Source organism: Paenibacillus phytohabitans (assembly GCF_013141775.1).
GTDB lineage: Bacteria > Bacillota > Bacilli > Paenibacillales > Paenibacillaceae > Paenibacillus_AQ > Paenibacillus_AQ phytohabitans.
Map to the genome: position 1 here is coordinate 1 of NZ_WHOB01000043.1, position 17,646 is coordinate 17,646.

Annotated in this window: 12 protein-coding genes; 8 read left to right on the plus strand and 4 right to left on the minus strand. The window is 45.4% G+C overall.

Annotated features, from left to right (window positions below; translation table 11 throughout):
• The first annotated feature begins 94 nt into the window (after window positions 1–94).
• Entirely contained in the window at window positions 95–1,042 is a 948-nt protein-coding gene (locus GC101_RS15735) for a divergent polysaccharide deacetylase family protein (protein WP_246354355.1), read from the plus strand.
• Here the strand turns inward: GC101_RS15735 and GC101_RS15740 are convergent.
• Window positions 1,029–1,826, minus strand: a complete 798-nt coding sequence (locus GC101_RS15740; RefSeq protein WP_246354356.1) for an N-acetylmuramoyl-L-alanine amidase family protein — start codon at window positions 1,824–1,826, stop codon at window positions 1,029–1,031. The genes GC101_RS15735 and GC101_RS15740 overlap by 14 nt on opposite strands.
• Window positions 1,827–2,021: 195 nt before the next feature.
• Here GC101_RS15740 and GC101_RS15745 point away from each other — a divergent pair, with 195 nt between their 5' ends.
• Entirely contained in the window at window positions 2,022–2,210 is a 189-nt protein-coding gene (locus GC101_RS15745) for a YqzE family protein (RefSeq protein ID WP_042135853.1), read from the plus strand.
• A gap of 129 nt (window positions 2,211–2,339) precedes the next feature.
• On the opposite strand, the gene GC101_RS15750 is transcribed toward GC101_RS15745, so the two are convergent.
• From GC101_RS15750 to GC101_RS15760, 3 genes are all read right to left on the minus strand, one after another.
• Window positions 2,340–3,404 (minus strand): hypothetical protein, encoded by a 1,065-nt coding sequence (locus GC101_RS15750; protein WP_171717998.1) that lies wholly within the window; start codon window positions 3,402–3,404, stop codon window positions 2,340–2,342.
• Window positions 3,405–3,597: 193 nt separating this feature from the next.
• Window positions 3,598–4,674, minus strand: coding sequence for a YqhG family protein (locus GC101_RS15755; RefSeq protein ID WP_171717999.1), 1,077 nt, complete (start codon window positions 4,672–4,674; stop codon window positions 3,598–3,600).
• Window positions 4,674–6,419, minus strand: coding sequence for a DEAD/DEAH box helicase (locus GC101_RS15760; protein WP_171718000.1), 1,746 nt, complete (start codon window positions 6,417–6,419; stop codon window positions 4,674–4,676). Before GC101_RS15760 ends, GC101_RS15755 begins: the two co-directional genes overlap by 1 nt.
• A gap of 550 nt (window positions 6,420–6,969) precedes the next feature.
• Between GC101_RS15760 and GC101_RS15765 the strand changes: the two genes are divergently transcribed.
• The 6 genes from GC101_RS15765 to GC101_RS15790 all read left to right on the plus strand — a co-directional run bounded on the left by GC101_RS15765 (window position 6,970) and on the right by GC101_RS15790 (window position 17,399).
• Complete coding sequence (locus GC101_RS15765) at window positions 6,970–9,615, plus strand: adenosylcobalamin-dependent ribonucleoside-diphosphate reductase (protein WP_171718001.1); 2,646 nt, start codon at window positions 6,970–6,972, stop codon at window positions 9,613–9,615.
• A gap of 252 nt (window positions 9,616–9,867) precedes the next feature.
• The gene (locus GC101_RS15770; RefSeq protein ID WP_171718002.1) at window positions 9,868–11,373 is read left to right on the plus strand and encodes a DUF6119 family protein; all 1,506 of its coding nucleotides are present in this window, start codon (window positions 9,868–9,870) and stop codon (window positions 11,371–11,373) included.
• Between the two features lie 369 nt (window positions 11,374–11,742).
• Window positions 11,743–12,387 (plus strand): TnsA endonuclease N-terminal domain-containing protein, encoded by a 645-nt coding sequence (locus GC101_RS15775; RefSeq protein WP_171718003.1) that lies wholly within the window; start codon window positions 11,743–11,745, stop codon window positions 12,385–12,387.
• Window positions 12,388–12,390: 3 nt separating this feature from the next.
• Complete coding sequence (locus GC101_RS15780; RefSeq protein ID WP_171718004.1) at window positions 12,391–14,514, plus strand: Mu transposase C-terminal domain-containing protein; 2,124 nt, start codon at window positions 12,391–12,393, stop codon at window positions 14,512–14,514.
• A gap of 1 nt (window position 14,515) precedes the next feature.
• Window positions 14,516–15,526, plus strand: a complete 1,011-nt coding sequence (locus tag GC101_RS15785; protein ID WP_171718005.1) for a TniB family NTP-binding protein — start codon at window positions 14,516–14,518, stop codon at window positions 15,524–15,526.
• Window positions 15,527–15,698: 172 nt separating this feature from the next.
• Entirely contained in the window at window positions 15,699–17,399 is a 1,701-nt protein-coding gene (locus GC101_RS15790; protein ID WP_246354357.1) for a TniQ family protein, read from the plus strand.
• The last annotated feature ends 247 nt before the right edge of the window (window positions 17,400–17,646 follow it).

A 17,646-nucleotide genomic window follows, 5' to 3' on the forward strand; every position in this document is an offset into this window, starting at 1 on the left:
CTTGTTAATTATTGCGTAAGTTCAGCGTACATATTTATCCTCCGTGAGCCAAACAATGAGAACAATTGTTGAATCACGAAGGAGGTGTTCCATTTTGGAGAAAAGCAATCACAGCGTAAAGCACATCATTCTCTATCCTTTGGCCGCCGTAGTTGTTCTGATGACCACGCTGATTCCGTCAGCCCCTCAGTCCGTATCTGCCGCATCGCAACCTGGCGGGCACTCTGCCCATAACCTTGAAGCTGCAGTCTCCACGCTCCGTCCGGTAACTGATACGCATGCAGACAGCAGCGGAAACAGCGGTTCAGTTGACCGGCAAGCGGAGAATAAGAAGTTGCCCAACCGGGTCGCCATCATTGTTGATGATTTCGGCAATAACATGCGGGGCACGGAGGAGATGTTCAAGCTGCCGGTCAAGATTACTGTTGCGGTGATGCCATTCCTGCCCTCGAGCGAGCAGGATGCACGCCGTGCACATGAGCTCGGCTTCGATGTACTGGTACATCTGCCGATGGAGCCGCGCCAGGGCAAGCCGGAATGGCTTGGACCAGGAGCGGTGCTGACCAGGATGAGCGATGCAGAAGTCCGCCAGCGGGTGGAGGCAGCGCTTGAGAATGTACCTTATGCGATCGGCATTAACAACCATATGGGCTCCAAGGTGACCGGTGACGAGCGGGTGATGGGTATTGTGCTCGCGGTCTGCAAGGAGCGCGGCCTTTTCTTCGTAGACAGCCATACCAATTATCGTTCCGTTGCCGGGAGAATGGCCCGGGAGATTGGACTCCCGCCAGTGGAGAACCACATTTTCCTGGACGACGTGCATTCTGCCGGCCATGTGGCTAAGCAGATGAAGCTGGTCCAGGAGCGGGCCCTGAGCCAGAGATACTGCGTGACGATTGGCCATGTCGGCATTCAAGGCAAAGAAACCGCAGCGGGCATCCGCAGCGGCATTGCCGGAATGAAGGACAGCGTTGAGTTTATCGGAATCTCCGAGCTTGTCCGGGAAGAGTGGAAATGGAATTCGCAGGTCACACTTCCATAAGGTACGCGGCAATTCCATTGGCAACCGCCTCGGCAATCTCTTCCTGACCCTTCGGGGTGCACAGCTTCTCGCGATCCGCCGGACTGCTTACAAATCCCGCCTCGACGATAACCGTTGTGGCGGTTATTTTGTTGAGCAGGTAGAAGGGTTTGCCTTGTCTGGGGTCGTTCTTCATTCCATACAGCCCGTTCAGCTGATCCTGAATTAATCTGGCCAGCAGGAAGCTGCGCCCTTCCTGGCGGTACAAGACAAGCGGACCATGCTTGGAGGGTGACTTTGCCCAATTGATATGAATGCTGACCACGACATTCGCCGGCAGCGTTTCGGCCAGTTCCTTGCGCTGGGCCAGATCACGCAGGTGCCGGGATTTACTACGCAGCCAGAGATTCTCATCGCTCGGCGCATAATCGCCGGTCCGGTTCAATATGGCATCGAAGCCGTCACTGCGCAGCAGGAGAAACAGCCGGCGTGAGATCGCCAGAGTAATATCCTTCTCCAGGATGGTGCCGTGTGAGGTTCCGCCGTCAATCCCTCCGTGTCCGGCATCAATCAGAATGATCCGCTGGTCATGACCGAGCATATGCTGGCGGTCTGACGGGTTGTCGGTGAAGTGGTTTACTCCCGGTGTGGCGGCCAGGATGGTCCCTGCATGTCCAGCTGTCAGCAGAGTCAGCACCGCTATCGAAGCCAGTATCCTCCGCAGCCCTCGCCCTAGCCGGAAATGTTGCCCAGGACGGCTGGCCCCTCCTGTATGATCTTCTTGTAAATGTTCCGAAATTCTCAAGTGAATAACCTCCCTGCCGGAATCATCCTCAGTATCTTTGGTGGAATCTCTGTTAGATTGTGCCTTAACAGCCAAACCTATACGAAGGTTAGCGGTTCCGGTTTAGAGAGCGGGGATTTGGAGCACACTAAAGTCATGGAGAAAAGGCAGGGCGGCAGGCGGCGACCCGCCAGCGCCTGCAGGGGAGGGATAGTAATGGCATCCAGCGGAGATGATCTGGTGAAATACATTACGGAGAAAGTAGTCATATATATGGAGGACCCGCGCGCCGTACATGCACGGCGGAAGGCAGAGAAGCAGCCCTGGGCCGAGAAATGGTTCGGCACGCTGCCGCTCGCCTGGTCGGTCTGGCGCAGCAAATGGAGCCGCAAGGATCGGGAGTAGCCAGCCTAGCAGCGCCGCAGCTCCCCCGAATTCCGAAACAGCCTTCCCTTAAAGCCGCTTGACACGGCTGAAGGGAAGGCTGTTTGGCATGTTCAGCTGTATATAGGATTATCGCTGAAACCTTCAGTATTAATGCGGCGCCGCGCCGAGCGTCGTTCCTCCTGATAGCGGCAGCGGCGGCTTGTGGAAGGTTCCGTACTTCTGGAGGGCCGTGAGCGGGAGGTACCGCTTCGCCCCTGGACCGGCAGCGGCGTATATAACTGCCGGTTCAGCACCCGCCTTACCGGCAGAGGCCGGAAGCCAGCTCTGGCAGCCTGTAATCATGAACGGAGCACCCAAGGCATCATTGCGTCCTGTCGACTGGAAGGCAAGGCTGCCGCGGCTTTTAAGCAAAGTATTTAAACTGCCTTCGCTGATAGTCTTCAGCTCAGGAGCAGTCAGCCACAGTAAATCTGCATACGGGTCATCCTGCCCGCCGCTGAGCAGAGCGGGCAGAGGAGTGCGGACTTGTTGTCCAGACCCGGTGTAGACAACCAGGGCATTAGCATCAAGCTGGCCGTCCAGGATACGGTTTGCCTGGCTAAGGCTCCAAGGCAGTACCTGCAGTACTGAGGCATTGAGATACAGCGTCTTGTCCGCAAGCGTGAGCTTCCAGACCGGCAGCAGCGGAGCGTACAGCGCCGATAGTTCTATTTTACCGGAATAAGAGGAGGTAATCAGTCCTTCCTGCACCAGATACTGGCGCAGATCACTCATACTATAAGGGAGACCATAGGTACCGGCTCCGTATTCACTCAGCAGATATTTGCCCCCGTCCGCAGCAGATATAATGAGGTATCCGATCCGCTGCTCCCCGTTCATCACATTGACCAGCCAGCTGCGTGTGCCCGGCCCGAGTGGATAGACCTCAGTTCCGGCATTCTTCCATTCCTTAAACGGAGCATCCGCCGACAATTGGCTAATTGTGAGACGGGTGAAATCCTGCAAGGTTTCAGATGCGGGCGCCTGTGTCATCACAAGTCCGGGCAGCAGCTCCTGCAGGACGGCTTGTGTGACAGTGGCCCGGCTGCCTATTGACGCGAGCGCCGGAGGCGGGGAGGCGCTCGCGGCGAACAGAGTCAGCCCGAGAGTCAGACAGAGGAGCAGGCGGGTACGCCGCCCTAGCGGCCCCTTCTGCTTCGCTTTGATTTTCATGTTATCGTTCACCTTTCCTGTTCCAAAGGTTAATCGCAAGAATTACCGGGTCCGGCAAACCGGAGCCCGGCAGGTTCTGCTTCATACTTTTAATTGTAGGGGACAAGCCTTGAAAAGGCTGTTGCTTACTGTCGCGGCAGCCTGCAGGAATTCCGCTGTTTTTTTGTTTGCTTTTAGCGAGCCGGGTCGCATTCTATGTGCTGCGCAGGTGAAACAGCCCGTACGTTACGGCAGAAACTGCAATCTGCGGCTCATACTGCCAGGTGGTCTCTTTGCGGCGGCGGTTGTATTGCTCCTCTATGCCGAGGCGTTTCTCCTCATCCTGCTCCTTCAGCAGCTCCTCATAATAGATATCCACGATGCTCAGCTCCAGCCGCAGGCGTTCGCGGGCTTCCTCGGCCCAGGTGTAATCCAGCAGAGCCAGCTTCGAGGTCAGATATCCCTCCAGCCTGTCGGCTCCGGCAGTAACGGACAGCTCGGAAGGCTGGATGTGGATATTCTCCGGCAGCCTTGGCGTAAGCTCCCGCGAAGCCAGCCGGGCCTCGAAGTCCGGAACAATCAGCCCGGAGGTCAGTGACACCGCGATGAAATGCATCTCTTCACGCTTAAGATCACAGGTCATCTCCACCTTATAGCAGACGGCAAGCCAAGGCTCGTAGGCGGCCGAGAACAGCGTGGTCCGCTGCCGGAGTCCCGGGTCCTCGAACAGCTGCAGGCATTTGCCCTCATCCCGTGCCGCTGACCAGATCTGCCGCAGGCGCTTGCTGCCGTAGGTCACATCCTCGCGGCGGATCATGCCCGGCCCGATGCGCGGCAGCTGCGGGACGATGCCGAAGTACCTGGCGAGGATGCTGTCCTCCGGATCAGCGGAGACCCCGGGCGGCACCACGCCTCCGGGTGCAGCTGCCGGTGCGGCGCCAGGCTCCGCGCCTGCCTCAGCATCCGCGGCACCCGCCGTGCCGATGCCGCCCGGCAGAGGCCCTGCCGCCGGGCGGACCGCCCCGCCGCGCGGCAGGGCTGCAGGCGCAGCTGCCTGCGCGGCCAGTTCATCGTACTTCTCCGGATCGAAGACGAAGCTGAAGGACAGGGTCTCCGGATCTACGCCGGTGCGCTCCACGAATCCCCAGTAATAAGGGCGGTCCGTCAGCATCCGGTCCGCGCGCGGCGAGAGCTTCACCGTCACATGCAGCGGAGAGGATTCGAGAATCGTACATTCTGTCGCTTCCAGGTAATCCATGACCTGCTTGCGTACTTCAACAGGGGTTAGCATTAAGGAGCCACCTCGCTTTCATCCAGATTGGCATGGGTCAGCTCGCTGATCGTGTCACCGATCTGATCCAGCTCGCTGCGCAGCTCCTCGTCGCTGCGGGCCTCGAGGACGATTTTATATAAGCTTTTCTCAAGCGACTCCTTCTTCTCGAAGCGTTCCAGGATGACATCCAGCCCGCCGATAACCATCTCGAACATATTGATTTTTTCATGCAGCAGGTGAAGAATATGCTCCTCGATCGTGCCTTCGGTAGAGAGATTGTAGATGACTACATCGTTCTCCTGGCCAAGCCGGTGTACCCGGCCGATCCGCTGCTCTACCCGCATGGGGTTCCAGGGGAGGTCGAAGTTGATCATATGGTGGCAGAACTGCAGATTGATCCCTTCGCCGCCTGCTTCCGTAGCAATCATTACCTGGGCGCGCCCGCGGAAGAGGTCCATCATCCAGTCTTTTTTGCCGCGGTTCATCCCGCCGGAGTATGTGACACACTGCAGTCCATGCTCACGGAAATATTGCAGCAGATATTCCTGGGTCGCCCGGTATTCGGTGAAGACGATGACCTTCTCGTTCATTTGGCGGATCAGCTCCATCGTCTTCTCCGCTTTGGTATTCGTCTTAACGGTACGGATCGTCTGGAGCAGACCCATCATCCGCTCGCGTTTCGGTGAATCCGCCGGAAGCTTCTTGATCAGATTCACAAGCGTGACGAACACCGCATCCCGGCTGCTGCATACCTCGCGCTGGAGCGTAACCAGGGAGAGCATGCTGCTGAGATTGCCGCCCGCTTCCTGATATTGGTCTTTGACAAAGGCGGTGACACCGTCATATAATTCTTTCTCCTCTAAAGAGAGGGTAAGCGGGATATTACGCACTTTGCGCTTCGTGAAGTTCACGGGACCCTCGCCGCGGCGGTTGCGGATCATCACCTTGGAGAGCTCGCCTCTCAGCTGGACTTCGTTCTTCGGCTGGCGTTTATCGACCACGAAATTGGTGGCAAAATCCCCCTGATTCCCGAGCTGTCCCGGCTTCAGTAATGTGATCAGATTGAATAGCTCGCCGAGATCATTCTGCACGGGAGTGGCGGTGAGCAGCAGGCAGTACTTCTTGCGCAGCTGTTGTACGAACAGATAGTTCGTTGATTTCTTATTCTTCAGCTTATGGGCCTCGTCGATAATCAGCATGTCGAATTCCTGGCTTAGCAGCAGCTCCTTGTGCGGATCACGCTTCGCCGTATCCATGGAGGCGACAACAATGTCGTTGCCCCAGGAGTAAGCTTTCTTCTGTGCCACAGCTGAAATACCGAATTTACTGTTCAGCTCGCGCACCCACTGCAGGACAAGAGACGCAGGAACAAGGATCAGAACTTTACTTACGAGCCCGCGCACCAGATATTCCTTGAGGATCAGTCCGGCTTCTATCGTCTTGCCTAGCCCTACTTCGTCTGCCAGAATGGCCCGACCTGACATTTCAAACAGCACCTTATGGGCGGTATCCAGCTGGTGGGGGAGCGGGGATAACCCGGACAGATGCTTCAGACACTGCAGCTCATCGAAGCTCGTAACGAGGCCCGATTGCTCTCCTTGTATGGCCAGCCGGGATAATCTCCAGTCTCCCCAGGGTCCGCCTTTATCAAGCTTCGACTCCAGGTCCTGCAGCCAGTTACGCTCAAAGGACAGAGGAACAGGCAGCAGCGGGGCAGGCGTACTTCCCCCTTGCGGCAAGGAATTGCGGAATAATTGCGTCATGTTGCAGCCTCCTCCGGCGCGGTTTCATATCGAAATGCGTAGCAGTAGTATGCGCGTAAAAGAGAGATTTCATAACCTGCTATCCTCCGGCTGCTGCCGTGGAGTAATCTTGCGGAGCCTTGCGGCGGTACTGCTGCTGATGCTGCGGCGGCTTCGGCGGATCTTGAATATCCGTGGCGGAATCTGTCTTCCGGGCCCGGAAGCTTATCAATCTGGAACCTGTAAAAAAGCGAGAAAGAGGGAGAAAATCCACTATCTTTTACCGTTTTTCCGAAATTCCCGCCATGGGCCGCTTTTTTGGAAAAAGAACTCTGATACAATATGTGGTATAGTTGAAAAGCTGATGTATACAATATATTGTTACAAAAGCTTGAAAATTTGATTATTCGCGGGTTTTTGCGGTTATTTGTTATTGACAAGAGGAACTTCCGCTGTACATGCAGGCTGCGGCTACCCTGCCGCCGGAAGTTGTTGTTGTGGGTTACAAAAAGTCTAAGCCCACACCAAGGAACGGAAGTATTACCTATCAATCATCCGGGAGGTTTTTCTATTGAGTACAGTGGAACGCAAGCAGCGTCTTGAGGGGCTGAGTGAAAAAATATTTTTGGACCGTTATGCCTGGAAGGACGCGGACAGCAATAATGCCAAGGTAGGCGATGTAGTGCTTGTCCTGACGAAGGATGATCCGAAATTTCCAACCAAGGAGGTTGGCGAGATTGTTGAGCGCACAGGCCGGATGGTTACGGTGAAGACCCGCAGCGGTGAACTCGTGCAATCGGATGTGGAGAAGCTGACACTGAATATTGAGAAGACCCCGGAGGAAATGTGGGACCGTCTTGCGGCAGCCATGGCTTCCGTAGAGCAGACTCCCGAGCTTCAGGAAGAGTGGACAGGCAAGTTCCGCTCTATTCTTGATGACTGGAAGCTGGTACCGGGCGGTCGGATTGCGGCAGGTGCCGGAGCAAGCGAGGAGCTTACGCTGTTCAACTGTTATGTTGTACCTTCCCCGAAAGACAGCCGCGGGGGCATCATGCAGACGCTCTCCGAAATGACCGAGATTATGGCCCGCGGCGGCGGTGTTGGCATTAACTTATCCTCGCTGCGTCCGCGCCGCGCGATTGTAAGAGGCGTGAACGGATCATCCAGCGGCTCAGTGTCCTGGGGCGGCCTCTTCAGCTATACAACCGGACTGATTGAGCAAGGCGGAAGCCGCCGCGGCGCGCTGATGCTGATGATCAATGACTGGCATCCGGATGTGGTGGACTTCATTACCGTGAAGCAGACGATGGGTCAGGTAACGAATGCCAACCTGTCGGTATGCGTGAGCAATGCCTTCATGAAAGCTGTCAAAGAGGATCTGGACTGGGAGCTGGTCTTCCCGGATACCACCGATCCGGATTACGATACAATCTGGGACGGCGATCTGGATAAATGGAAGGCAGACGGCCGCCGCGTCATTCCTTACCGTACCGTTAGAGCACGCGATGTGTGGCATACGATTATCGAATCGGCCTGGAAGTCGGCTGAGCCGGGCGTAGTGTTCATGGAATATTACAACCAGATGTCCAACAGCTGGTATTTCAACCCGATCATCTGCACCAATCCATGCGGTGAGCAGGGTCTGCCGGGCTGGGGCGTGTGCAATCTGTCGGCCGTCAACCTCTCCAAGTTCTACGATGCGGAGAATCATGACGTGGACTGGGCAGATCTGGCGACAACGACCCGCTATTCCGTGCGTTTCCTGGACAATGTCATCGACAAGACACCTTATCATTTCCCGGAAAATGAAGCCAACCAGAAGCTCGAACGCCGCGTAGGACTCGGCACAATGGGATTGGCTGAGCTGATGATCAAGCTGAATATCCGTTACGGCAGCCCGGAATCTCTGGAGTTCCTGGACAAGCTCTACGGCTTCATGGCGCGCGAAGCTTATCTGGCTTCTGCTGAGATCGCTGGCGAGAAGGGATCTTTCCAGGCTTTTGATACCGATAAATATCTGCAGAGCGGCTTCATGCGTAATATCACCGAGGTCTATCCGGAAGTCGGCGAATCCATCCGTAAGCACGGCATGCGCAACGTTACAGTGATTACCCAGGCACCTACAGGTAGTACTGGAACCATGGTCGGCACTTCGACCGGTATCGAGCCTTATTTCGCATTCAAATATTACCGCCAGAGCCGTCTGGGCTATGACGAGCAGTTCGTGCCGATTGCCCAGGAATGGCTGGAAGCCCATCCGGGTGAAGAACTCCCTGAATACTTCGTTACTTCGATGGATCTGTCCGCTAAGGATCATATCCGTGCACAGGCTGCGATTCAGCGCTGGGTGGACAGCTCGATCTCCAAGACGGCGAACTGCCCGTCCGACTTCACCGTTGAAGAAACTGCCGAGCTGTACGAAATGGCCTTCGACCTGGGCTGCAAAGGTGTAACGATCTACCGTGACGGCAGCCGTGACGTACAGGTACTGGAAACAACGAAGAAGGAAGAAAAGAAAGACGCTCCGGCGGCAGTTGAGACTGCTGAAGCTGAGCCCGTGGAAGCTGCTCCTGCTCCAGTCACAGTTGCAGCAGCACCTGCACCGCAGCCTGCGGCTAATGTAGTGGACAAACAATACAAGAAACGCCCGCAGGTGCTGCGTGGCGCTACTTATAAGATCAACACGCCATTCGGTATGGCGTATATCACCATCAACGACCTTGACGGCATTCCGGCCGAGATCTTCCTGAATGTCGGTAAAGCCGGCTCCGACGTCTTCGCCATGGCGGAAGCACTGGGCCGCGTCTGCTCGCTGTTCCTGCGCTACGGCGACCACGGCGAGAAGGTCGAGCTGCTGATTAAGCATCTCAAAGGCATCGGCGGCTCCGGCGCCATCGGCTTCGGTGCGAACCGCGTCGAGTCCATTGCCGACGCAGTGGCTAAGGCACTGGAAACCCATGTGCTGAACAACGCACAGGACGACCATGTGCCTGCACCTATCGCAGCTACACTGGAGCTTGATTTCAACGAAGCGCTCAGCGCGGAGCTGAAATCCAGTGTCCCGGCAACGGCTACTGATGATGGACACGGAGGTCATGGTGCGCATAGCCATGCGACTGCTTCGCGGGATCTCTGCCCTTCCTGCGGAAGTGCATCACTTATTAATATTGAGGGATGTAAGACTTGCGGGAATTGCGGGTATAGCCGGTGTGGTTGAGTAGATTATTGGCATGATGATAAGAACGACTCATGTGATGTTTCATTTTAAATGAGAATTGTTTCATTTCAAACGAGAAAATTGTTTCATTTCAAGTGAGAAAATAGTTTTATACACTTAATTGAATAAAAATACATTGAAATCACAACTAGAACACCGCAGCATGCTTCATTATGTTGCGGTGTTCTTTTTTGTTTGTGCCTATTTAATGAACTGTTTGTATTTTACCTAAAAACAAGGAGGCTGGTTTAAATGCCTAAGTATAATATCTATAAGATTAAAGATGGCAGCCAGGAAGCTTTGCAAAGAAAACTTAATACTGTAGGGTTAGTTGCAAAGAATGAAAAACAAATTGGTGAGTATACGGCCAAATTTTATTTTTCTGACAAACCTGATTTAGTTACAATATGGTGGGTTGACTTATATAAAGACTTCTTAGACGTAAACAAACTTCCTAATAATGAGTTATATTTTGGAATACTGTTATTAGTCAAAAAAGAAATCTGTTATGCAATCAGCTTTGGTAAAGCGCATTTTTACCTTCGTGAATATTGTGATGGGGAATTTGGATTAAATTTAGCCGAAAGGATTGTGGACGAAAACAATCTTAGAATAAAAAATTCTAAATTGTTTGGAGGAAGAAGATCAAAAAATATTACCTCTTATCAAGACAGGAGCCCAATTGAATATGATAGTGGAGAATCATTCCAATATATAAAAGCTAAAACAATTAATGCAGAGGATTGGGGAAGCGTAGTTAGTTTTGGTTCTTCAGTATTATTTAATGTAAAAATACCTCCTTCAGAACTTGATGGATTTCTAGATTCCATAGAGCAGAAACTTAGTCAAAAACCTATCCTTACACTACCAAGAGTAGAGGAGGTAAAAGATGTAGAGACTAAGCGACGCTTGGATAGAGAGCTTGCTATATCGCTAATATCGAATACTATAACAGGTACGCTTGCTGAGGAGTTTTCTGTTTCAGGAGTCGACTTTGTCTTTAGTGAAAATAATCAATATGCATTCTTCTTAAAAGGAAATTTAAAACAAAGCGAACTGAAATTTGATGACTTGTCTTTAGAACGTCTTACCAGTTTCGTAACTGAAAATGGGATTGATTTGATTAATTCAATCAATGATATTCGTATTCAGATAAAAAGTGAAAATAGTAGAACAAGAAGCGAATCTTTAAAAAAAGTTTTAGATTATGTTGATGATGAAAGATATTGCTTAGTGAACGGAAAATGGCATCGATTTAACCAATCGTATATTAACTTTCTGCAAAAAGAGGTAGATAAGATACCAATACTACATCACGATACAACTCTCCTTCCTACAAATTTAAAAGAAGATGATTTTAATAAAGGTAAGGTATCTGATGGTTATTTGAATTTTGATAAAGACTTTTCTTATATTGAAAAGTACAACATAGAGAAAATGGATCTCTACAAAGATAAGACACTATATTTTGTCAAAATGGGTGAACCCCAGAATCTAAGTTATGTAATAGACCAATCTTTAAATACTGTAAAAATACTCCAAAATAACGTAGAAGATATCATTATAAATCAAAAAAAAATTGAACCGGAAAATATGTGTCTTTGGCTCATATTTGAAAGAAAAACAACAATTAAAAAATTATCAGATGTCAGATCGCTCATATTTCTTATGAAATTAGTTGAATGGAAGCGTAATGTAATTGTGGCAAGTTATAAGCCCACTATAAACATTGGTTATAAAGATCCAAAAAAAATTTAGATTTTGATGATGTTTCTAATAATAAATAGCACTTCTCCACATTTTGGGGAAGTGCTATTTTATTACACAGTATAAAAATATAAATCGATATGGAGACAGATAAAAATTCGAACTTTTACAGTATAAATGTGTTTGTTTAGATTGAATGGGTAATAATTTTATAAGGTAAAGTTAAAGCAATGTAAGATAGATGGTCTTTTAAATACAACCTAATTAGTGGTCGTAATGTAGTTCGAGAATTCGCATATCTATTTATAAGAATAGAGGATAATTATGACTTATTACTTCTTATGACCTCCAGTTTAATTAAATCCTATTGATTGTATATCTAATTTATAGATTGATAATAATAGATTTGAGGTGAGATATATGGTAAAGCCAGCTAGAAAAATACCACCAAGTAGAGGCAAACACTCAAGATACGAAGTTCCGTTTATACGTAAAAAATCTATGATTTTATGTGAGGGAAGTATTGAACGTGATTATGTGAAAGTTCTAGATTTTGACCCAACAATAAATGAAATCTTTAGCCAACCGCTAGCGATTTTTTACTCTTATCGAGGTAAAGTGCGTGCCTACTTTCCTGATTTTAAAGTTATTTTAACTAATGGGGATGTATGGATAGTCGAAATTAAGTCTGCAGAAAAGCTTAGAAAAGAAGAGAATTTAATTAAATATGTAGTCGGAAAGCTCTACTGTGATCCAAGGGGATGGGAGTACAAAGTTGTAACTGAGGATGAAATAAGACAGGGATTTCTAATGAAAAATTTAAACGATCTTCGTAGTTTCGGTACTACGCAGGTCGATTACAAATTATTAATATATATTGCACAAAAATTAAAAGAAGTAGGGACATGCACAATAAAAGATTTATGCATTAAGTGTACAGAAATGGATGATGAGGATTTTTACAAGGGGATTTATTACTTAATCTATCATCACAATATTTATATGGACATAGTTAATCAAGAGTTGAATGATGATGCGGAAATAAGCATTCAACTGGAGGTGTAAATTATGGATGCTTTCGCTTTAATTCCAGGAATGCAATTTAAAATGCATGATGACAAGTATATTATTCGTAAATGTCTCGAAAATGACGATATTGAACTTTCAAACTTATCGTACAACAGCGTGGAGATATTTTCAACAAATGAATTGTTAGAGGCATGGTATGAAAAGCGTCTTGTTCCAAAAAAAGAATTAGCTATTCATTTGCTACCACGCTTGATGGATCCAGAACTGATTTCAGATGAAGAAAATAAAATTATGGAAAACCGCTTAAAAGTTTTAGAACCAGTTATCAAAGGACATATAAAACCAGCAGATATTAGAAATTACGTTGATTCGTTACCAGTGGAGTTGAAACTTAGTATTAGGTCTGTTTCCATGCTATACAAGTGGAAAAAGAAATATATAGAGACAGGTGATAAAAGGTCTTTACTTTCTACAGGACGGTCTCAAAAGCGCGGTTTTTATACGGATCCAATTATTATTTCTCTCATTGAAAAAATGCTTCGTGATGAAGAGAGAACAGGTTTAACGACAACTATTCGGGATAAACACATCAGTTTAAAGGGACAAATTGAGGAGCTCAATAAATTCCGAGAAGAGAAGGAACGGGTTATACCTTGTGGCCGAACTACTTTATTCCGTATTGTACAAGATAGAACTAATAGTCGAGCAAAAGATCGATCAAGACATGGACCAGTACAAGCGGCACTAAATATGAATGGTTCAACTTCAGAACTAGTGGTAGAACGTCCTTTAGAACGTGTGGAAGTTGACTGGACGCCTATTGACTTACTTATTGTTGATTTAGAAACATTAAAGCGAGTGCGTTATTATCTCATATACGCAATAGACGTATTTAGTGACTATCCCCTTGGTTTTTATATTTGCCCTAATGAGCCGGATACAAAAGATATTTTGCAGTGCCTCCTACATGCAATGTTACCTAAACTTCATTTAAAAAAATTATATCCAGATTTAAAACATGATTGGACGGCTTTCGGTGTTCCCGAGGTAGTGGTAGTAGATAATGCCAAAGCAAATGAATCAGGAGACCTTAAGGAAATATTGGGTTTAATTAATGTCGAAGTGCAATTTTGTCCTGTTAAAACAGGACACTATAAAGGAACGATCGAGAGAGGTTTGCAAACGATTAATCGTATTTTGCAGAAATATCCAGGATCTACTTTTTCCAATCCACAAGAAAGATCCCAGTATAAATCTGAAGAAGAAGCTTGCATTGATATGCTTACTCTATTAAATATCATTCATATTATTTTTATTGAAAAGATTGCCAATGATTATAGTTTGGCTGTTGGGGGAACTCCTGATTTTGTATGGAGGGAAGGCCTCAAAAAACTAAAAGTTCATAGAAGAATACCTTTTAGTAAAGAGGAGCTAATTATACTTTTGGGTTCAGGAACAGAGTATCGGTCAATTTCCAATAAGGGAATTAAAATTCAATCACAATACTTTACTAGTCCATCGCTTATGGAACTAGCTGATAGAAAAAAACGAAGAAAAGATGAAGAAGATGTCAGAGTACGCTTTAATAAGGCTGATATGAGAATAATCTATGTATATGATGAAGAAAATCAGCAGTATATTGAGGTGTATTCTACAAAGAATAGTCTGCAAAATAAAAATATTAATGATTTGTATCCGGTCCATTATGAGCAGTTGCATTCTATTTCTTATAATAATGGGAAAAATTATCGTGATTTTGATACATCTGATTTATATCATGCAGATCAAGCCATTAAAAGACTAATTACTGAAAGTGCGGGGAGATTAAAGGTAGTCGAACAATTACCTAAAGATGAGCGTTCAGAAATAATGTCGAAAAATTTGTCAGCAGCCCATGTTACATTTGATGCTCAATTAGCACCTAATGATTTGGAGTCTATCCGTTTAGTGGATGAGGCATCAGAACATATTAAAGATTATAAAGAGAAGTTTAAAAGGAAGAGAAAAAGTAAAGCTACCTCCTCAGACAAGAATACAGGAAACAAAAAGTCTAGTTTTAAAACACCGCCAGTGGAGCAAACAACTATTGTTGATACTTCTTTGGAAATGGACTTAAAGCCATATGATACCATTTATAATATGAATGGTGAAGGGGATGAATAATATGACAAAGATGTTTTTTGAATCACTTAATGGTAAACGGATATCTGAAAAGGAGTTTAATATACGATATGCTCATATAGAATCTTTAAGAGTAGTCCATCCAAAGTTTTCCGAAATTACATCAGAAGTGACTAAAATCCATAATCTCTCAAAAGCCAATGTTAAGGCAGAACAATTATGTATTATAGGACAAACTGGTGCTGGTAAGTCATCTATTATAGAGCTGTATGCATCCAAATATCCACATGTAGAGGAAGACGAACGAACTCAAATTCCGGTTTTACTTGTCAGCGTTCCTCCAAGAGCTAAATCTCCTAGGGTCTTGGCTTCGAAAATACTTCGTGAAATGGGAGATCATTTTTTTGATTCTGGCTCTGAAGAACATATGACTCATCGTATCTGTAATTACGTCGATAAGTGTGATATTAAGATGATACTTCTAGACGAATTTCATCATTTGATTGATAGGGATACAGATTACGTCCTTGCAAGTGCCTCTGACTGGCTGAAAACATTTATAGACAAGGTTAAAATTCCTGTGGTGCTTGTTGGATTACCTGAATCGGAGCGAATATTCTCATATAATGAACAATTAGATGGACGGTATCCTAATCGCATGGTGCTTCCCCCTTTTTCTTACACCAATAAAGAGGATATAACTGAATTTAGACGATTTCTCGTATCTATTGATAATAAATTACCATTATCAAAGCTTTCAAATTTGTCGGACCCTGAATTAGCAGCAAAAATATTTTATTTCTCTTTTGGTGTTCCAAGATATGTAATGAACTTACTTAAAATTGCGACTGAAATCTCCCTAAATAAGGGGCAGGATCTAATATCTGAGATAGAATTACGAGGTGCATTCAACAGAATTACTCGGTCTACACGTCCATACGCCATAAATCCATTTGAAAATACAAAATTTCATTTAATGGATGAGATTGAGAAAGAGAAAAAACTCCATGAACGGCTTTTTCAGTCTGAGCCTAAGAAAGGGAAAAGAAAATGATTTTCTGGTTATATATTGAATCAAAATGAATACTATTTTCTCTCCTGATAAGTAAGTGAGTAAGTATGTGAGATCCCTACTAATTCTAGTAGGTTTTTTTGTTTTGTCCTATTAGAATAAAGCATTAATTAATCGGAAATACTAGAGTTAGAACGGTTTTTATGGGGGGAGAATGTTGCGATTTTTATTAAGACCTAGGATTAATGATGAGGAAAGCTTAGTGGGTTATGTTGAACGTATTTCCACTCAAAATTGTTATAAAGATAGTTTGGGTATTTATCGCCTTCTTCATTCTTCCACAAGAGATTTACAAAATAATATGTTTTCTAATGTAGATGCGATAATTTTAGGAGATTTAACTGGTAAACTCATTGATAATTTAACGTCGAAAAGTTATTTTCAATGGATTATTAAGCATCAGTCTAGCAGTAATTATGTTTTGAGGAATCAAATAAAATTTTGCCCAGAGTGTGTAAAAATAAAGGGAATTCATAAATACATTTGGGGATTCCACCCAGTTTGCATTTGTCTAGAGCATCAACGAATTCTTATTAATCTTTGCCCGAAGTGTAATAAAAATATTACTTTAACTGAATTATTAAGATCAGGCGTATGTAAAAAATGCAGTTGTAAAATCCTAATTGATGCTAATAATAAATCAATTCTTTCACCTGAATATATTTCTTCACAGACATTAATTCAACAGTGTTTTCTTGGAGGGAATCCGTTACTTAAAAATACTACTATAAGTAATGCAGAAGATTTTTTTAGCTTAGCCAGAATATCCTTTCATATTCTGGAAGGTCTCCAAAGCTTTTTAAATGAAGAGCATCTCTTAATTAACACATTTACAAATAAGCGAAATGGAAACTTAGATAACCAAAAAAACTTAATTTCGTGGGGGAATTTCGTATGGATGTATGATGATTTTCCTATGAATTATTATCAGGTACTTAATGAGTTTTCAAAAAAGAGTAGGAAGACATTGTATGAGCAGAAAAGCAGGTATGAGGAAGGGCTAGTAAATAAAGAGTTTTCAATAATAAGAAAGGCATATGAAGATTTTTGGATTGGAAAGCTGAATGAGGGAAGTATCAGAAAAGATTTTTCAATTTTTAAATCTAATCAACAATTAATAAAAAAGCGCATTGCTTTAAGAAGAGAAGAAGTTAAACACGCTACGGGAATGGGCTACGGGAAAATGAATAGACTCCAAGAAATCGGAAAGCTTGATTTGCAATTAAATGGATTTGGCAATCAACAAAGGTATATTGTTAACCAAGATTCACTCAATAAAGTAATTGAAGATCGAAATACCTACATACATAAACATGAGGCTGCAAATATTCTTGGTATTACAAGCGATTCAATTACTCTTTTGATTAAAGCAGAAATTCTCCAAGAGTATGCAACTTCATATGCACATAACAAAATGATATTAAAAAAAGATATAGAAGATCTGCTTCAGGAGTTTTCTGGTACTTACCAACGATCTTTTAGGGGAATTCCATTTCACGATGCACTAATCAAGTATTCTGTAATTGGACTTAAAATAGTTGATCTAATTCGTTTCACAAAAGATGGAATTTTACATCCAAGAATAAAGTGTCACAATGGAACACTAGCTGACGTTTCGTATTCGGAGTATGAATTGGAAAGATGTATTACATTATTGAAAGAGGAACGTAGGGAAACAAAAGGATATTATTTCTCCGAAATAATGAAAATACTGCATGTTGGGGAGAAGAAATTGAAGTTATTACTAGTTGACAAGCAAATTGAACCTGATGAAATAATTATTTATAGAGATGGACGTATACGATATCTTTATTCTCTCCCAAAAGTAGAGGAGATAAGAAGAGCATTGAGATGAATATCTGAGGTTTTTTATAAGGTTAGGGTACAGTTGGAATTTAATTAATAGAACGGGGGATTATAATGACTCATAAGGAGCTCTATGATTTACATATGCAATTGCTTTTTGATTACGAAAAGTATAACAACTGTTTAAGTTCAAATCAAAGAGACATTAACTATTACAAACAGCAGTTCTTTATTGCCCAGGATATAGTTCAGAGAATATTTGTATTAAATCAATTGCTTAATCTACATGAGAAGAG

Bases quoted from the DNA above. Each gene is read 5' to 3' on its own strand.
- GC101_RS15745 (WP_042135853.1), top strand. From the start codon at position 2,022: ATGGCATCCAGCGGAGATGATCTGGTGAAATACATTACGGAGAAAGTA.
- GC101_RS15755 (WP_171717999.1), bottom strand. From the start codon at position 4,674: ATGCTAACCCCTGTTGAAGTACGCAAGCAGGTCATGGATTACCTGGAA.
- GC101_RS15770 (WP_171718002.1), top strand. From the start codon at position 9,868: ATGCCTAAGTATAATATCTATAAGATTAAAGATGGCAGCCAGGAAGCT.
- GC101_RS15790 (WP_246354357.1), top strand. From the start codon at position 15,699: ATGTTGCGATTTTTATTAAGACCTAGGATTAATGATGAGGAAAGCTTA.
- GC101_RS15775 (WP_171718003.1), top strand. From the start codon at position 11,743: ATGGTAAAGCCAGCTAGAAAAATACCACCAAGTAGAGGCAAACACTCA.
- GC101_RS15780 (WP_171718004.1), top strand. From the start codon at position 12,391: ATGGATGCTTTCGCTTTAATTCCAGGAATGCAATTTAAAATGCATGAT.
- GC101_RS15760 (WP_171718000.1), bottom strand. From the start codon at position 6,419: ATGACGCAATTATTCCGCAATTCCTTGCCGCAAGGGGGAAGTACGCCT.
- GC101_RS15750 (WP_171717998.1), bottom strand. From the start codon at position 3,404: ATGAAAATCAAAGCGAAGCAGAAGGGGCCGCTAGGGCGGCGTACCCGC.
- GC101_RS15785 (WP_171718005.1), top strand. From the start codon at position 14,516: ATGACAAAGATGTTTTTTGAATCACTTAATGGTAAACGGATATCTGAA.